The sequence below is a fragment of the Geobacillus thermocatenulatus genome, assembly GCF_002217655.1.
GTDB lineage: Bacteria > Bacillota > Bacilli > Bacillales > Anoxybacillaceae > Geobacillus > Geobacillus thermocatenulatus.
This window is the reverse complement of record NZ_NEWK01000002.1, coordinates 1,234,238-1,248,717: the sequence shown is the minus strand read 5'-3', so window position 1 is coordinate 1,248,717 and position 14,480 is coordinate 1,234,238. Positions and strand designations below refer to the sequence as shown.

Genomic DNA, 14,480 nt, shown 5'->3' with positions numbered 1-14,480 from the left:
GACCAAATTGTTCATTTAGTCAGTTTGAAGGATGAGGAGTATGGCAAGCGACCGCAAACGGCAAATCATCGAAGCGGCGGCCCAATCGTTTGCTGCCTTTGGCTACAAGGCGACGACGATGGAGCAGATCGCCAAGCTCGCCAACGTCGGCAAGGGGACGATCTATACGTTTTTTAAAAGCAAAGAGGAATTGCTTGATGAAATCGTCTCTGAATTGATTATAGAAATCAAGGCGGAAGCGGAGCTGGCGATGGACTCGTCGCTGCCGTTTTCCGAAAACGTCCACCGCGCCTTGTACCGCATTTTGGAATTTCGCCAGCGCCATCAGCTGACGGCGAAGCTGCTTCAAGAAGTGCGCAATATCGGCACGGCGGCGGTGCAAGAAGTGCTTGCCAAACTGGACCGAGCAATGGTCGAGTTCATTCGGCAAAAAATTGATGCGGCGGTGGAAAAAGGGGAGATTCGTCCGTGCAATTCGGAAATTACGGCATTTTTGATGCTCAAGACGTACATCGCCTTGATCGTCGATTGGGAAAAAGATCATGAACCGTTGACAAAAGAACAAATGGCGGAATTGTTTACGCTCTATTTTTTGCAAGGATTGTCGAGATAGATGATCCTCGTTTTTTGTTGGAAATTGACCGTGCGAACAATTTGGTCATCTGTACAAAGGAGGGAGCGCCATATGCTGCGAAAAGAGCTGCGGGCCATCGTGCTCCGCCCGAAAGTGTTTGTCCCGATCCTAGCTGTTCTGTTCATTCCTCTTCTGTACAGCGGGTCGTTTTTATGGGCGTTTTGGGACCCGTATGGGCATTTGGACCGCCTGCCGGTCGCGGTCGTCAATGAAGACCAAGGAGCTAAGCTTGACGGTGAACCGATGCATCTTGGCGACGATGTTGTCAAGCGACTGAAGGAAAAACATTCATTTGCTTGGCATTTCGTCAGCCGAAAACAAGCTCTTCAAGGTTTGAAAAACGGAGAGTATTACATGGCCATCATCATCCCCGATGATTTTTCCGCCAATGCGACGACGGTGCAAAATGAAGCGCCGAAGCCGCTTCGCCTCATGTATATTCCAAACGAAGGGGCGAACTATCTTGTCGGAAAAATTGGGGATTCGGCCGTGACGGCCATCAAAGAGGAGATTGCAAAAAATGTCACCAAGGCCTATGCGGAAACGATGTTGTCGAAGATGAAAGAGGCAGGAAAAGGGTTGGAAAAAGCGAGCGAAGGAGCTTCCCGGCTTCGTGATGGAATCCAATCGGCCGAACAGGGCAACCGCAAGCTAGTCGAGGGGATGGATGTTGCCGAACAAGGCAGCGCCCGCTTGGCCGCCGGAGCGGAAAAAGCCAAAGACGGGGCGGTTCAATTATCAGGCTATTTAGCCGAACTTGCTCGGAAATCAGTGAAGTTTGAAAACGGATTGCAGTCTGCAAGCAATGGAGCAAAGCAAATGCAGGCCGGCGCCGCCGCATTGCGAGATGGTCTCGGGAGGCTTGCTGATGGCAGCCGCCGCTTGGCTGATGGGGAAAAACAAGCGCAAACGGGCGCCGCTATGTTGGCTGCTGGGCTTCATGAATCCCTTAACGGTGTAGAAACGTTGCAATCCCGGCTTCCCTCTCTAACCAATGGGGCGAACAAAGTCCAGGAAGGAGCTCAGCAATTGTCGCAAGGGATGGCCATTTGGCAACAAAAAGCTGGAGAGGCTGCGGCCGGTGCGGACAGGGTGAGCGAAGGATTGCAGCAATACGCCGTCAGACTGCAAGCGTTGGCGGAAAAAGCGGGCGATCCAGAGCAAAAAGCGATGCTTCAAGCGTTGGCGCAACAGCTAGAGCCGCTTGTCGAAGGCAGTAAAAGCGTGGCGGCCGGCGTCGGGGAACTAGCTGGTAAAGCCGGCCAGCTTCAAAGCGGTGCAGTCCATCTAGCTGATGGTGCATCATCGCTCGCGAGCGGACAGCAGGCCGTACAGGAGGGAATCGGGAAGATCGCCAACGGCCAACAGCAGCTCGCAGCCGGGGCTGATCAATTGGCTGCTGCTCACCAAAAATTAACAGGTGGAGCGAACGAGCTGGCCGGTCAGCTTGAGCGGGCTTACCGCGGGGCGCAGACGCTTGCGGAAGGCAGCGGCCGATTGGCTGAAGGAGTGCATGAGCTCGCTCTTGGTTCAAGCAAGCTCGTTTCCGGAACGGGCGAATTGGCCAATGGGGCGGGCGAACTGTCAGATGGCGTCGATGCCGTGGCGAAAGGAGCATCATCGCTTCATCAGGGGATGGACCGTCTCCTTGGCGGCGGGCGGTCGTTATCATCCGGATTGGGACAGTTGGAGCGAGGATCGGCCGAGCTGGCGAATCGGTTGGATGAGGGAGCGAAAGAGGCGGCTGGTGTTCGGGCGAACAAGCGCATTTATGAGATGATCGCCAATCCGGTGAAAAACGACAAAGAGCCGCTCCATCATGTGCCCAACTATGGAACCGGTTTTGCTCCGTATTTTTTGTCGCTTGGGTTATTTGTCGGCGCTTTGCTGCTGACGATCGTCTTTCCGCTGCGTGAGCCGGTCGAGCGACCATCGTCAGGCGTCGCTTGGTTTTTTGGAAAATGGGGCGTGCTCGTTTTGGCTGCGGCAGCGCAAACACTCTTGGCCGATGCGTGGTTGTTGTATGGGCTTGATTTGCATGTCGAAAGCGTAGGGCGTTTTCTAGTGTTCACTTGGATCATTAGCATAACATTTATGATGATTATTCAATTTCTTGTTACGCTGTTTGATAATCCTGGGCGTTTTCTTGCCATTTTGTTGCTGATCGCTCAGCTGGTCGGAAGCGCCGGCACGTATCCGATTGAGCTCGTTCCGGGTGCGTTGCAGTCGCTTCATCCGTGGCTGCCGATGACCCATGCGATCCGTGGGTTGCGAGCCGTCATTTCAAGCGGCGATTTCTTGGTCATGTGGAAGGAAGCTGCGATATTGCTTGCGACAGCCGCGGTCTTTGCCTTGGCGACGCTCGTGTATTTTCTCCTTCGGTATCGCCGCCGTTATGCGGTATGGACGGAAACGGAGACAGCGGCGCAAACGTGATGGCTGGCTGCGCTGCCGGCTGGCGCAAAAGCAGTCATTTCTCCGACATGCCAATGAGCAATGCGAAATGAGAATGAAGGAAAGGCGTCCCTCTCATCTTTTTGGGGCGCCTTCTTCTTTTCACATGAATCAAACCATCAACCGGGAATCAATGAGAGAATAACCATTGCTGTGATTGGGGCGGGTGGCGGCTGTTCAAACATGGGGCGATGAGGGGGACGACCGAAAATGAAAAAACTGCCTCTCAACCAGAGGCAGTCAAAAGAAAAGGCAGGCTGCATTAGGGAACAGCCAAGCGCCGGCGGGGCAGCCGACGTCGTGACGCAAGAAGGTATTCCGCTTACCTATTGGCGGTAAGCGGCGCCAAGGCAATCAGAGCACGCGTTGCCGTAGCATTCATGCTGCTCGTCAATCTCTTTGCCGCAGTGCGTGCATTTTTTAGGTGGCAAGTTTCTGAAAAATTCTAACACTTTCATCAACATTCCGATCCCCTCCGTTGTCTTGGTGACTTTATTGTATTATAACACAAACCAAAATGTCAATATGTGTTTTAAAACAAAAATCAACAAAGATGAAAAAATAGGCGCGGTTGTGTATGATGAAGACAAAACGAATAGAAGGAGAGAACCGAAAATGAAAGTGACGGTCATCGGCTATTGGGGAGGATTCCCTGCCGCCAATGAAGCGACATCGGCGTATTTGTTCGAGCATGACGGATTTTGCCTGCTCGTTGATTGCGGCAGCGGGGCGCTTGCCAAGCTGCAAAACTATACGGCTGTGGAAAACTTAGATGCGGTCATCATCTCCCATTACCATTACGACCATATCGCCGACATCGGCCCGCTCCAATACGCGCGTCTCATTCATAAAAATTTGGGCGCTGACCTTCCTATCTTGCCGATTTACGGCCATATGGAAGACGAGGCGGCGTTTTCCCGCTTGACGCACAGCGGCATTACGGAAGGAATGGCCTATGACCCGAATGGGACGCTGGCTGTTGGACCGTTTTCGATCACATTTATGAAAACAGTCCATCCGGTGCCATGCTACGCGATGCGCATTACGGCCGGCGGCAAGACAGTTGTTTATACAGCCGATTCAAGCTATATACCGGAGTTTCTTCCGTTTGCCAAAGGAGCCGACTTGCTCATTTGCGAGTGCAACTTTTACGCTGGGCAAAACGCGGCGCCGGCTGGGCATATGACGAGCGAGGAGGCGGCGGCCATCGCGGAGGGAGCACGTGTCGGAGAATTATGGTTGACGCATTTGCCGCACGTTGGCCGGCACGAGCAGCTGGTTGAGGAGGCTGGCCGGACGTTCCGCGGTGTCATCCGCCTTGCCCGCACTGGCCTCACATGGGGGCAATAGGCCAAAAACAGGGGAGAACAGCAAAGGAAACGCTTTCTCTTGCCCTTTGCTGTTCTTTTTTTTATAATGGATATAGTTCGAATTTTTTTACTTATAAAATGAATGGTCATTCATTCATTTTTGGGGGGAGGAGCGTATATGAACGTCACGGCGCGGTTGGCGCAAATCGCGAAGCAGTTGCCGGACAAAGAAGCGTATGTGTTTAGGAAAGAGCGATGCACGTATCAACAATTGGATGAAGCCATTTCCCGATTTGCCGACGGATTGGCGAAGCTTGGCATTCGCCAAGGCGACCATATTGCCTTGTTGCTTGGCAATTCGCCGCAGTTTGTCATCGGCTTGTACGGGGCGCTGCGGCTTGGGGCGACCGTCATTCCGATTAATCCCATCTACACGCCCGAGGAACTTTCTTATATTTTGCACAACGGCGACGTCAAGGCGGTGATCGGCCTTGACTTGCTTGCTCCGTTGTTGGTGGAGGCGAAAAAGCGGCTTCCGCTGCTCGAGCATGCGATCGTTTGTGAAACGCCAGAAGGGAAGGAGAAGGGCGTTACCCTGTCGGAAGGGATGAAACCGTTTGCAGAATTGTTGGCGGACGGCAGCCCAGACTTTACCGGACCTGAACTGGGTGATGACGATGTCGCCGTCATTTTGTACACATCGGGGACGACCGGCAAGCCGAAAGGGGCGATGCTCACTCATCAAAACATATACAGCAATGCGCAAGATACGGCTGATTATTTAGGCATCAATGAAAACGATCGTGTCATCGCCGCCTTGCCGATGTTTCATGTCTTTTGCTTGACCGTGGCGCTCAATGCCCCGCTGATGAACGGCGGAACGGTGCTCATCATGCCAAAGTTCAGCCCATCGAAGTTGTTCCAGCTGGCCCGCGAGGAAAAAGCGACGATTTTTGCCGGCGTGCCGACGATGTACAATTTCCTTTATCAATATGAAGGTGGATGTGCGGACGATTTGCGGACGCTCCGCCTCTGCATCTCAGGCGGCGCTTCGATGCCGGTCGCCTTGCTTGAAAACTTTGAGAAAAAGTTCAATGTCATCATCTCGGAAGGGTACGGGCTTTCGGAGGCATCCCCTGTCACCTGCTTCAATCCTCTCGACCGGCCGCGCAAACCCGGCTCGATTGGAACAAGCATTAAGAATGTTGAAAATAAAGTCGTAAACGAATATGGAGAAGAAGTGCCCATCGGTGAGGTTGGCGAGCTTGTCGTCCGGGGGCCGAACGTCATGAAAGGGTACTACAAAATGCCGGAAGAAACGGCGGCCGCCTTGCGCGACGGCTGGCTGCACACCGGCGATTTGGCGCGCATGGACGAGGACGGTTATTTCTATATCGTCGACCGAAAGAAAGAGATGATTATCGTCGGCGGCTACAACGTGTATCCGCGCGAAGTCGAAGAAGTGCTGTACAGCCATCCAGATGTCGTGGAAGCTGCGGTGATCGGCGTGCCGGATCCAGACTACGGAGAGGCCGTGCGGGCGTATGTCGTCGCGAAAAATCCGGAATTGACGGAGGAAGAGCTCATTGCTTACTGCCGTGAGCGGTTGGCAAAATATAAAGTGCCGAGCGCGATTGACTTTTTGGACGAGCTGCCGAAAAATGCGACAGGGAAAATTTTGCGAAGAGTGTTAAAAGAGCGGCTCGTGTCTTCCCATGCTTGATGGTGCTGAATTTTCAGCGCCTTTTCTTTTTTTTGAATAGTATATTGAAAACAAGTAGAGAAATTTATATAATTTAACACATAAAAGTTTAAAAGGAATAAACTTTTCTACATAGGGGGATGGGATCGTGGGTCAATCGATTCGGCAGTTCGCCGCGGTGTGTGCGGCCAGCTTTTTGTTGCTTGGAGGCTGCGGCGGTGCGAAAGAGACGGGAAGCAGCCAGGGAAGCGGCGGACAGAGTGGAAAAGAAAAGACGTACAAAATCGGCGTGACGCAAATTGTCGAGCATCCATCGCTCGATGCGGCGCGCAAAGGATTCCAGCAGGCGTTAAAAGACAAAGGGCTGTCCGTTGAGTATGACGTGCAAATCGCCCAAGGCGACCAAAGCAACAACCAAACGATCGCCAATAATTTTGTTTCGGAAGGCGTCGACTTGATTTTTGCCAACTCAACGCCAAGCGCGCAGGCGGCGCTCAATGCGACAAAAGACATTCCGATCGTGTTCACTTCGGTGACCGACCCAGTCGGCGCGCAACTTGTTCAATCAATGGAAAAACCGGGCGGCAATGTGACGGGGACGACCGATACGCACCCGGATGCGATCCCGAAAACGGTGCAGTTTATTGACAAATATATCAAAGGCAACCGTGTCGGCATGGTATATAACGCCGGCGAACAAAACTCCGTCGCTCAAATCGAGCAGGTGAAAAAAGCGATGCAAGGAACGGACTTGAAAGTTGTTCCGGCGTCAGTATCGACATCAGCAGAGGTGAAGCAGGCGACCGAGTCGCTCGTCGGCAAAGTCGATTGTCTGTACATCATCACCGACAATACGGTCGTCTCGGCGCTTGAATCCGTCATTCAAGTGGCGAATGAGCACGACATTCCGCTTTTTGTCGGTGAACTCGATTCCGTCAAGCGCGGCGGTTTTGCGGCGTACGGGTTTGACTATTATGACATCGGCTACGAAGCGGGGGAAATGGCGGCGCAAATTTTGCAAGACGGCAAAAAGCCAGCCGATTTGCCGGTGCAATATCCACAAAAATTGAAGCTTGTCATCAACAAAAAAGCAGCGCAAGAAATGGGCATCAAGCTCAATCCAGAATGGGATTCCATTGCGGAATATATTGAATAAGCGGCCTAAGCGGCCGTCCCTCCTTCGATAGAAGGAGAGGGCCAAAAAAGTAGGGAAAGTGCGTTTTGGCACTCAACGTGTCACATGCGCCTTCGGTGTGTTTCCGAAAAGGTAGGTGAAAAGCTGTGTGGACAGCGATGTTCAGTTCCGTCGAAGCCGGCTTGATTTACGCCGTGATGGCGCTCGGCGTCTATCTATCGTTTCGCATTTTGGATTTTCCCGATCTGACGGTTGACGGCAGCTTCGTCACCGGCGCGTCCGTCGCCGCCGTGCTCATTGTCAATGGAGCCAACCCGTTTGCCGCCTCAGCCGCGGCGCTGTTGGCCGGCTTTGCCGCCGGGGTGTTGACCGGGCTTTTGCATACGAAAGGGAAAATCAATCCACTGTTATCCGGCATTTTAATGATGATCGCTTTGTATTCGATCAATTTGCGCATTATGGGCAAATCGAACGTTCCGCTCTTGCAGCAGGAAACGGTCATCACCAACATCACCGCTGTTTGGCGGCAAGCCGGATTGGATGCGGCGTTCAACCAGCTCGTTTCCTTCACCGGCTTTGCGCCGCGGACATGGGCGGTGCTTGTGTCAATGGCGATTGTCGCGCTAATGGTCAAAGGACTGTTGGATTGGCTGTTGAAAACAGAAGTGGGGATCGCCTTGCGGGCAACTGGAGACAACAAGCCGATGGTGGCGAGCTTTTCTGCCAACACCGATTGGTTGATCGTGTTTGGCCTTGGGCTGTCGAACGCACTTGTGGCGCTTTCCGGAGCGCTCGTCGCCCAGTACGGCGGATTCAGCGACGTCGGGATGGGAATCGGGATGATCGTTATTGGGCTCGCTTCCGTCATCATCGGGGAGGCTTTGTTTGGCGCCCGTTCGGTCGCACGCGCGACGTGGGCGGTCATCGGTGGCGCCATCGTCTATCGCCTCATTTTGGCGCTTGCGTTGCGCGTCGAGTTTTTGGAGACGGGCGATGTGAAATTGATTACTGCGCTCATTGTGATGATGGCGCTCGTCGTGCCCAACACGTTGGCGGCGCAAAAAGAACGGCAGCGGAAAAAGCGGAGGGTGCGGCAGTTGGAGAGGGGGGAAACCGTTGCTGGAGCTGAAACGAATTACAAAAGTGTTTAACGAAGGAACGGCTGACGAGAAAATCGCTTTGCGCGGCATTGATCTGACGCTTGCCCCCGGCGATTTCGTCACCGTCATCGGCAGCAACGGCGCCGGCAAGTCCACGCTCATGAACATCATTTCCGGACGGCTGTCTCCTGATACCGGCGAAGTGTGGATCAACGGCCGCGATGTAACTGCGCTCAAGGAGCATGCGCGCGCCCGCTACATCGGCCGCGTCTTTCAAGACCCGATGGCCGGCACCGCCCCGCATATGACGATTGAGGAAAATTTGGCGCTCGCCTACAACCGGACAAAGCGGCGCACGTTAAGCCTTGGCGTCACGAAGCAAAAGCGCGAGTGGTTTCGGGAGACGCTGCGAACGCTTCATTTAGGGCTTGAAGACCGGCTCGCCGCCAAAGTCGGGCTTCTTTCCGGTGGGGAGCGGCAGGCGCTTTCCCTGTTGATGGCGACGTTTACAAAACCGGATGTGCTGTTGCTCGATGAACATACCGCCGCCCTTGATCCGGCGCGGGCGGAGTTGGTCACGGAGTTGACGAAGCAAATGGTTGAGCAGCACCGCCTGACGACGCTCATGGTGACGCACAACATGGAGCAGGCGATTCGCCTTGGCAACCGGTTGATCATGATGGATGGCGGGCAAATCATTTTTGCCGCAGAAGGAAAGGAGAAAGAAGAGCTGACGGTCGAGCGGCTGCTTGAGGCATTCCAACGCATCCGCGGCAGCCAGTTTGCGAGCGACCGCGCCGTGCTCAGCTCATAAAGGAAATGAGGTGTCCTTCTTTGGCTGGGGGACACCTCTTCTGTTCGGCCGGCCGGTCAGATATTTTGGGTTTCTCGCTGCGTCGCTTGTCGGTAGGCGGCTTGCAGCGCCTTCGTCACCGCCCCCGGCGCGCCGCTTCGGATCACCGTTTCGTCGACTTGAATAATCGGGATAATCGCTGACGTCGTGCTCGTTAAAAACAGTTCGTCCGCCTCCCTAAGGTCGTTGGTGGAAAACGCTTCTTCGACAAATGGAATGCCAAGCTCAGCGCAAAACTGCTTCACTTTCGTGCGGACGATGCCGTTTAAAATCCGTGCGGTGGCCGGATGGGTGTACACCGTTTCATTTTTGACAAGGAAAATGTTTGACGAGCTGCCTTCGGTTACGACGCCGTCGCGATGCAAAATCGCTTCAAACGCTCCGCGCTCAACCGCTTCTTGTTTCGCCAATACGTTGGGCAATAAGTTCAAGCTTTTAATGTAACAGTATTCCCAGCGGACATCTTTCGTCAAAATCGTGCGCACCCCATGTGTCATTTCCTCGGTTTTCCGCGCCATCGGCTGGATGTAGGCGTACAAGTTCGGCCGGTTTTCCGCCGGAAACGCATGGTTGCGCGGGAAGCTGCCGCGCGTCATTTGCAAATACAAAATCGCATCTTCCTGCACATCGTTGAGGCGGCGAAGCTCCTCAAGCTGTTCGATGAGCTCTTCGCAGCCAAACGGAACGGATAGGCGAATGGCGGTCGCTGAACGGTACAGCCGGTCAAGATGCTCGTGAAGCCAAACGTATATCCCGCTATATAAACGGACGACTTCGTAGACCCCATCGCCGAATTGCAAACCGCGCTCTTCCATCGGGTACGTGACTTGTTCATAACGGAAAATGCCGCGGTCGGTTAATACATACGGTTTCACTGACATGGACGTGCACTCCTTTTCTGTTGCCGTCAATCATGAATCAGTTTGATTATATCATAGATTGGCCTCTCTCTGCGTTTGTCTCGTGTTTGGCGTGAGCAGAAACAATGGATGGACGTTCGGGTTGCGAAATGAGGGGAATTTTTAGACAATAAAGTTATCAATCTAGTCGAATGGGGGGATGAGTGAATGGAAACGACATGGGCAGCCGGCAAGATGGCGCCGTTTCGCCAAGGGGTGCAAGCAGGAGCAACGATTGCCATCGGCTACATGCCGATCGCGCTGGCGTTTGGGCTGCTCGCCAAGACAACCGGACTGACGTTCGCCGAGACCGTGCTCATGAGCATCGTCGTCTTCGCCGGCGCCTCGCAATATATCGCGTTAAGTTTGCTTTCGGCGGGCACCGGAGTGTTTGAAATTGTGTTGACGACATTCGTATTGAACATTCGCCATTTTTTAATGTCGGCGTCCCTTAATGAAAAGGCTGGGCCGGACGCACTTTGGAAAAAAGCGCTGTACGCCTTTGGCATTACCGATGAGACGTTTTCGGTGGCGGCGATGAAAGAAGGAACAATCAACGCCTCATATATGTTTGGGCTCATTGCCATGGCGTATGGCAGCTGGGTCGTCAACTCGGGCATTGGTTATGCCGCTGGGGCCGGTTTACCGGAAAGTTTGCAAGAAAGTATGTCCATTGCCTTGTATGCCATGTTTATCGGCCTGCTCGTTCCAGCGTTGAAAAAGCAGCGGAAAATCGTCTGGCTGGCGGGGCTGTCGGCTTTATTCAACTCGATCGGCACGTTTGCCTTTCACTTGTCGAAAGGCTGGTCGATCGTATTGGCTACATTGTTGTCGGCTATCATCGTGCAATGGCTGATGAAGGAAGGAGGAAACGACGATGAATAGCGCGATCGTATGGATGATCATCGGCATGGGAATCGTGACGTATTTGCCGCGCTTGTTGCCGTTTTTGTTGCTCGGCGGCGTCGAGCTGCCGTCGTTTTGGCAAGGAGTGCTGAAAAATGTGCCGTATGCGGTGCTTGGGGCGCTCATTATTCCTGACGTTTTTTTCATCCAAGATGATCTTTCGTTCGGTGTCATCGGTTTTGCGGCGGCCGTCATTACAGCTTGGCTTGGGGCCAACGTCATGATCGTCGTGCTTGCGGCGGTTGCGGCGCTCAGCTTGTATTCGTTATTTGTTTAAAAAGGGAAGCGGACATCGCTTCCTCTTTTCCTTTTGCCATAGGTATGCAAACCCGCTGTGTGGTTATGACAATTCCTCCATAATCGCCTTATATACCTCATCGACATGAAATCGAGATGCCCCCATGCCAATTTGCTCAACGACGCGTCCGTTGCGGTCGAGCAAATAAGCGAGCGTCGTATGCACGATCATGCCGCTGCCCGGGTCGCGGTATTGAAAGTGGAAGGCGTTCGCTACTTTTTTCGTGTCCGCTTCACTGCCGCGCAAAAACATCCAACCTTGTCCGTCGCTCGTGACTCCAAACGTATGGGCATATGTTTGCAGCTTTTCGTTCGTATCGCGCGCCGGATCGATCGTGATCGTGATGAATTCGACTTTGCTTCCGAACACACCGGCTTTTTTCAGCCGATCCCGCAGCTTCGCCATTTGCATCGTTGTATTCGGACAAATATCCGGGCAACTTGTATACATAAATTCAACGAGCCGTACTTTCGGCGGAAGGTCGCCAAACGCGTACGGTTTTCCCCATGCCGTTTCCATCGTCACGTCATTTGGAAGCCGCATCGTCGATGGCTGGTAGACAGCAAAGTACAGGATGCCGGCGCCAACGCCGATGATGATGAGTAAGGCCGCTAACATATACCATTTTTTCACCGTTCATCACTCCTCTACAGTAGATCATACCAAAAAGGTCAATGGAAAAATCGCTATGTTTATGAACATTATGCGACTATTTTCCTAATTGAAAAAAGTTTCAAAAAAAGTCTTGCGTTTTTGCCTTTCTGTTATATAATAAAAACGTAAACAAAAATATGTAATATAACAATAGAGAGATGGGGGAAGGAAAAATGGCGTCATTTGCTGAACGTGTCCGGCAATTAGAAGAAAGTTGGAAAAATGAGGAGCGCTGGAAAGGGATCGTCCGTCCGTACAGCGCCGAGGATGTCATTAAACTGCGCGGCTCGCTGGATATCGAGCATACGCTCGCTCGACGCGGAGCGGAAAAACTGTGGAAGCTGCTTCATACAGAAGATTACGTCGCCGCCCTTGGCGCGCTGACCGGAAATCAGGCAGTGCAGCAAGTAAAAGCCGGCTTGAAGGCGATTTATTTAAGCGGCTGGCAAGTGGCCGCCGACGCCAACCTCGCCGGACAGATGTATCCGGACCAAAGCCTGTATCCGTCCAACAGCGTTCCGCATGTCGTCAAGCGAATCAATCAAGCGTTGCAGCGCGCGGATCAAATTCAATACTTAGAAGGCAGCGGGGACGTGGACTACTTTGTGCCGATCGTCGCTGACGCTGAGGCGGGGTTCGGCGGCCAACTGAACGTCTTTGAGCTCATGAAGGCAATGATTGAAGCCGGAGCGGCTGGCGTCCATTTTGAAGACCAGCTGTCATCGGAGAAAAAATGCGGCCATTTAGGCGGCAAAGTGCTTTTGCCGACGCAAACGGCGATTCGCAACTTGATTGCGGCAAGGCTTGCCGCCGATGTCATGGGGGTTCCGACGGTGCTCATTGCACGCACCGACGCGAACGCTGCTGACTTGATCACAAGCGACATCGACCCGCGCGATCAAGCGTTTATCACCGGAGAACGGACACCGGAAGGATTCTATCGCACAAGAGCCGGTTTGGATCAAGCGATCGCCCGCGGGCTTGCCTATGCGCCGTATGCCGACCTCATTTGGTGTGAGACGAGCGAGCCGAACTTGGATGAGGCGCGCCGGTTTGCCGAAGCCATTCATGAGAAGTTCCCAGGCAAGCTGCTGGCGTACAACTGCTCGCCGTCGTTCAACTGGAAGAAAAAATTGGACGATGAAACGATCGCCAAATTCCAGCAAGAGCTCGGCAAAATGGGATACAAGTTCCAATTTGTCACTTTGGCTGGCTTCCATGCGCTCAACTACAGCATGTTCGAACTGGCGCGCGGCTACAAAGAACGCGGCATGGCGGCGTACGCCGAGCTGCAGCAAGCCGAATTTGCCGCCGAGAAGTACGGATACACGGCGACGCGCCATCAGCGTGAAGTCGGCACGGGCTATTTCGACGAAGTCGCCCAAGTGATCTCCGGCGGCCAATCGTCAACCGTCGCTTTGAAAGGATCGACCGAAGAAGAACAGTTTACAGCCATCTAATGCCGATCACCAGCAAAGAGACGCCCGGCTTGGCCGGGCGTTTTTTGTTTGAGACGAAGGGCCTCCTTGCTTCCATCGCATAATAAGGAAAAAAATGACGCATCCTATGGAGTACAAGGAGGCGATGTGATGGAAAAGAATCAAGGCGATCTGCCGGAGCTGATGCCCGCTGAGTTTCGCGTCAGTACGGATCTTCATGTTGAGCAATGGTTGATGGATGAAGAGACGTATGCTGGCGACTCGGTCGGCGAGCATACCGCGTTGGAACAGGCGAATGAATATTTAGCGTCCAAAGAAATCGGTCAAACGTTTGAAAACTCTTAGAACACCCATGACGATTGTCATGGGTTTTTTTAATAGATTTTTTGCAAAATATAGAAAAATATAACTGCTGATGGTATGATAGGAGTAGTGGGTGAGTTGATTAAGAGAGGAGACGAACGGATGAAAGTCAATGAATTCATTGTCTTGGAGCAATTCATCGTAAGCCGTTATACGATGGCGATTCTCCCATACTTTTTAAACAGCGATGTGTATGCGAAAGTCATTGAGGAGGACGGCGAATATATCATCAAACAAACGCCGATGGACATTATTAAACATAGTTGCGATTACTATGGAAGCAGCTTTCAAGGGAGAAAAGAAGGAACAAAAGCCGTCATTGGCATCACCCATAAAGCGCCGATCGCCATTGAACCGGCCAATGAAATTTACGTATTTCCAACCGCTTCTCCGCGTGACTCCCGCTGCGTTTGGCTCTCGCACATGCACGTCTATCGGTATGAGCCTGCCAAATATGAGCGGACCATCGTTTATTTCCGCAACGGAAAAAGCATATCCCTCGATGTTTCCTGCAAATCGTTCATCAACCAGTTATACCGAACGGCTCAACTTCGAACGAAATTATCCGAGCGGATGGAAGCGAGGGAGCGCAAACTCCAATACATATTTCGCATGCAGCAAGAAAAAAAGAGTTAGCTGAACAAATTGATAAAAATGGTTTTTCAGATGAGTTCAAATTAGGCGTCCGGACGTGTAAAATAAAGATATAAACGGCATATGAATGGGGAATAGA

16 protein-coding genes are annotated in these 14,480 nt (G+C 52.7%); 13 read left to right on the top strand and 3 right to left on the bottom strand.

Translation table 11 applies throughout. The annotated features are described in order from the left end of the window. Nucleotides 1-40 precede the first annotated feature (40 nt). The 3 genes from B9L19_RS15235 (at nt 41) to B9L19_RS19610 (ending at nt 3,427) form a co-directional block, all read left to right on the top strand. Complete coding sequence (locus tag B9L19_RS15235) at nt 41-613, top strand: TetR/AcrR family transcriptional regulator (RefSeq protein ID WP_025950949.1); 573 nt, start codon at nt 41-43, stop codon at nt 611-613. 72 nt (nt 614-685) lie between these two features. After that, complete coding sequence (locus B9L19_RS15230; protein WP_025950950.1) at nt 686-3,070, top strand: YhgE/Pip family protein; 2,385 nt, start codon at nt 686-688, stop codon at nt 3,068-3,070. Nucleotides 3,071-3,298: 228 nt separating this feature from the next. Next, nucleotides 3,299-3,427, top strand: coding sequence for a hypothetical protein (locus B9L19_RS19610; RefSeq protein ID WP_256363758.1), 129 nt, complete (start codon nt 3,299-3,301; stop codon nt 3,425-3,427). Here the strand turns inward: B9L19_RS19610 and yhfH are convergent. Continuing rightward, nucleotides 3,415-3,552 (bottom strand): protein YhfH, encoded by a 138-nt coding sequence (gene yhfH / locus B9L19_RS15225; RefSeq protein WP_075261415.1) that lies wholly within the window; start codon nt 3,550-3,552, stop codon nt 3,415-3,417. The genes B9L19_RS19610 and yhfH overlap by 13 nt on opposite strands. Before the next feature lie 151 nt (nt 3,553-3,703). Between yhfH and B9L19_RS15220 the strand changes: the two genes are divergently transcribed. The 5 genes from B9L19_RS15220 to B9L19_RS15200 all read left to right on the top strand — a co-directional run bounded on the left by B9L19_RS15220 (nt 3,704) and on the right by B9L19_RS15200 (nt 9,149). Beyond that, nucleotides 3,704-4,438 carry an MBL fold metallo-hydrolase gene (locus tag B9L19_RS15220; protein ID WP_025950951.1) on the top strand — a complete coding sequence of 245 codons (735 nt, stop codon included), beginning with the start codon at nt 3,704-3,706 and terminating at the stop codon, nt 4,436-4,438. A 138-nt stretch (nt 4,439-4,576) separates the two neighbouring features. Next, entirely contained in the window at nt 4,577-6,121 is a 1,545-nt protein-coding gene (locus B9L19_RS15215) for a fatty acid--CoA ligase family protein (protein ID WP_089113978.1), read from the top strand. Nucleotides 6,122-6,248: 127 nt separating this feature from the next. Beyond that, nucleotides 6,249-7,256, top strand: a complete 1,008-nt coding sequence (locus B9L19_RS15210; protein ID WP_047752166.1) for an ABC transporter substrate-binding protein — start codon at nt 6,249-6,251, stop codon at nt 7,254-7,256. Between the two features lie 137 nt (nt 7,257-7,393). Continuing rightward, a complete protein-coding gene (locus tag B9L19_RS15205) occupies nt 7,394-8,386 on the top strand; it encodes an ABC transporter permease (RefSeq protein ID WP_033024357.1) in 993 nt (330 codons plus the stop codon). Further along, on the top strand, nt 8,352-9,149 hold the full coding sequence (locus B9L19_RS15200) for an ABC transporter ATP-binding protein (protein ID WP_025950954.1): 798 nt from the start codon (nt 8,352-8,354) through the stop codon (nt 9,147-9,149). The genes B9L19_RS15205 and B9L19_RS15200 overlap by 35 nt, the downstream gene beginning before the upstream one ends. Nucleotides 9,150-9,205: 56 nt before the next feature. Here B9L19_RS15200 and dat read toward each other — a convergent pair whose 3' ends face one another. After that, nucleotides 9,206-10,069, bottom strand: coding sequence for a D-amino-acid transaminase (dat, locus tag B9L19_RS15195; RefSeq protein ID WP_025950955.1), 864 nt, complete (start codon nt 10,067-10,069; stop codon nt 9,206-9,208). A gap of 186 nt (nt 10,070-10,255) precedes the next feature. Between dat and B9L19_RS15190 the strand changes: the two genes are divergently transcribed. Then, nucleotides 10,256-10,972 (top strand): AzlC family ABC transporter permease, encoded by a 717-nt coding sequence (locus tag B9L19_RS15190; protein ID WP_047752165.1) that lies wholly within the window; start codon nt 10,256-10,258, stop codon nt 10,970-10,972. Continuing rightward, nucleotides 10,965-11,270 (top strand): AzlD domain-containing protein, encoded by a 306-nt coding sequence (locus B9L19_RS15185; protein ID WP_025950957.1) that lies wholly within the window; start codon nt 10,965-10,967, stop codon nt 11,268-11,270. Before B9L19_RS15190 ends, B9L19_RS15185 begins: the two co-directional genes overlap by 8 nt. A gap of 63 nt (nt 11,271-11,333) precedes the next feature. On the opposite strand, the gene B9L19_RS15180 is transcribed toward B9L19_RS15185, so the two are convergent. Further along, nucleotides 11,334-11,924, bottom strand: coding sequence for an SCO family protein (locus tag B9L19_RS15180; protein WP_047752164.1), 591 nt, complete (start codon nt 11,922-11,924; stop codon nt 11,334-11,336). A 194-nt stretch (nt 11,925-12,118) separates the two neighbouring features. Between B9L19_RS15180 and aceA the strand changes: the two genes are divergently transcribed. The 3 genes from aceA to B9L19_RS15165 all read left to right on the top strand — a co-directional run bounded on the left by aceA (nt 12,119) and on the right by B9L19_RS15165 (nt 14,383). After that, complete coding sequence (gene aceA, locus B9L19_RS15175; RefSeq protein ID WP_025950959.1) at nt 12,119-13,405, top strand: isocitrate lyase; 1,287 nt, start codon at nt 12,119-12,121, stop codon at nt 13,403-13,405. Between the two features lie 129 nt (nt 13,406-13,534). Further along, entirely contained in the window at nt 13,535-13,729 is a 195-nt protein-coding gene (locus B9L19_RS15170) for a hypothetical protein (protein ID WP_013146212.1), read from the top strand. Between the two features lie 120 nt (nt 13,730-13,849). Then, nucleotides 13,850-14,383: a competence protein ComK gene (locus tag B9L19_RS15165; RefSeq protein ID WP_025950960.1), complete on the top strand. Its 534-nt coding sequence runs from the start codon at nt 13,850-13,852 to the stop codon at nt 14,381-14,383. Nucleotides 14,384-14,480: the final 97 nt, after the last annotated feature.

Coding starts and splice junctions, on each gene's coding strand:
- B9L19_RS15235 (WP_025950949.1), top strand. CDS start 41: ATGGCAAGCGACCGCAAACGGCAAATCATCGAAGCGGCGGCCCAATCG.
- B9L19_RS15230 (WP_025950950.1), top strand. CDS start 686: ATGCTGCGAAAAGAGCTGCGGGCCATCGTGCTCCGCCCGAAAGTGTTT.
- B9L19_RS19610 (WP_256363758.1), top strand. CDS start 3,299: ATGAAAAAACTGCCTCTCAACCAGAGGCAGTCAAAAGAAAAGGCAGGC.
- yhfH (WP_075261415.1), bottom strand. CDS start 3,552: ATGTTGATGAAAGTGTTAGAATTTTTCAGAAACTTGCCACCTAAAAAA.
- B9L19_RS15220 (WP_025950951.1), top strand. CDS start 3,704: ATGAAAGTGACGGTCATCGGCTATTGGGGAGGATTCCCTGCCGCCAAT.
- B9L19_RS15215 (WP_089113978.1), top strand. CDS start 4,577: ATGAACGTCACGGCGCGGTTGGCGCAAATCGCGAAGCAGTTGCCGGAC.
- B9L19_RS15205 (WP_033024357.1), top strand. CDS start 7,394: ATGTTCAGTTCCGTCGAAGCCGGCTTGATTTACGCCGTGATGGCGCTC.
- dat (WP_025950955.1), bottom strand. CDS start 10,069: ATGTCAGTGAAACCGTATGTATTAACCGACCGCGGCATTTTCCGTTAT.
- B9L19_RS15190 (WP_047752165.1), top strand. CDS start 10,256: ATGGAAACGACATGGGCAGCCGGCAAGATGGCGCCGTTTCGCCAAGGG.
- B9L19_RS15185 (WP_025950957.1), top strand. CDS start 10,965: ATGAATAGCGCGATCGTATGGATGATCATCGGCATGGGAATCGTGACG.
- aceA (WP_025950959.1), top strand. CDS start 12,119: ATGGCGTCATTTGCTGAACGTGTCCGGCAATTAGAAGAAAGTTGGAAA.
- B9L19_RS15170 (WP_013146212.1), top strand. CDS start 13,535: ATGGAAAAGAATCAAGGCGATCTGCCGGAGCTGATGCCCGCTGAGTTT.
- B9L19_RS15165 (WP_025950960.1), top strand. CDS start 13,850: ATGAAAGTCAATGAATTCATTGTCTTGGAGCAATTCATCGTAAGCCGT.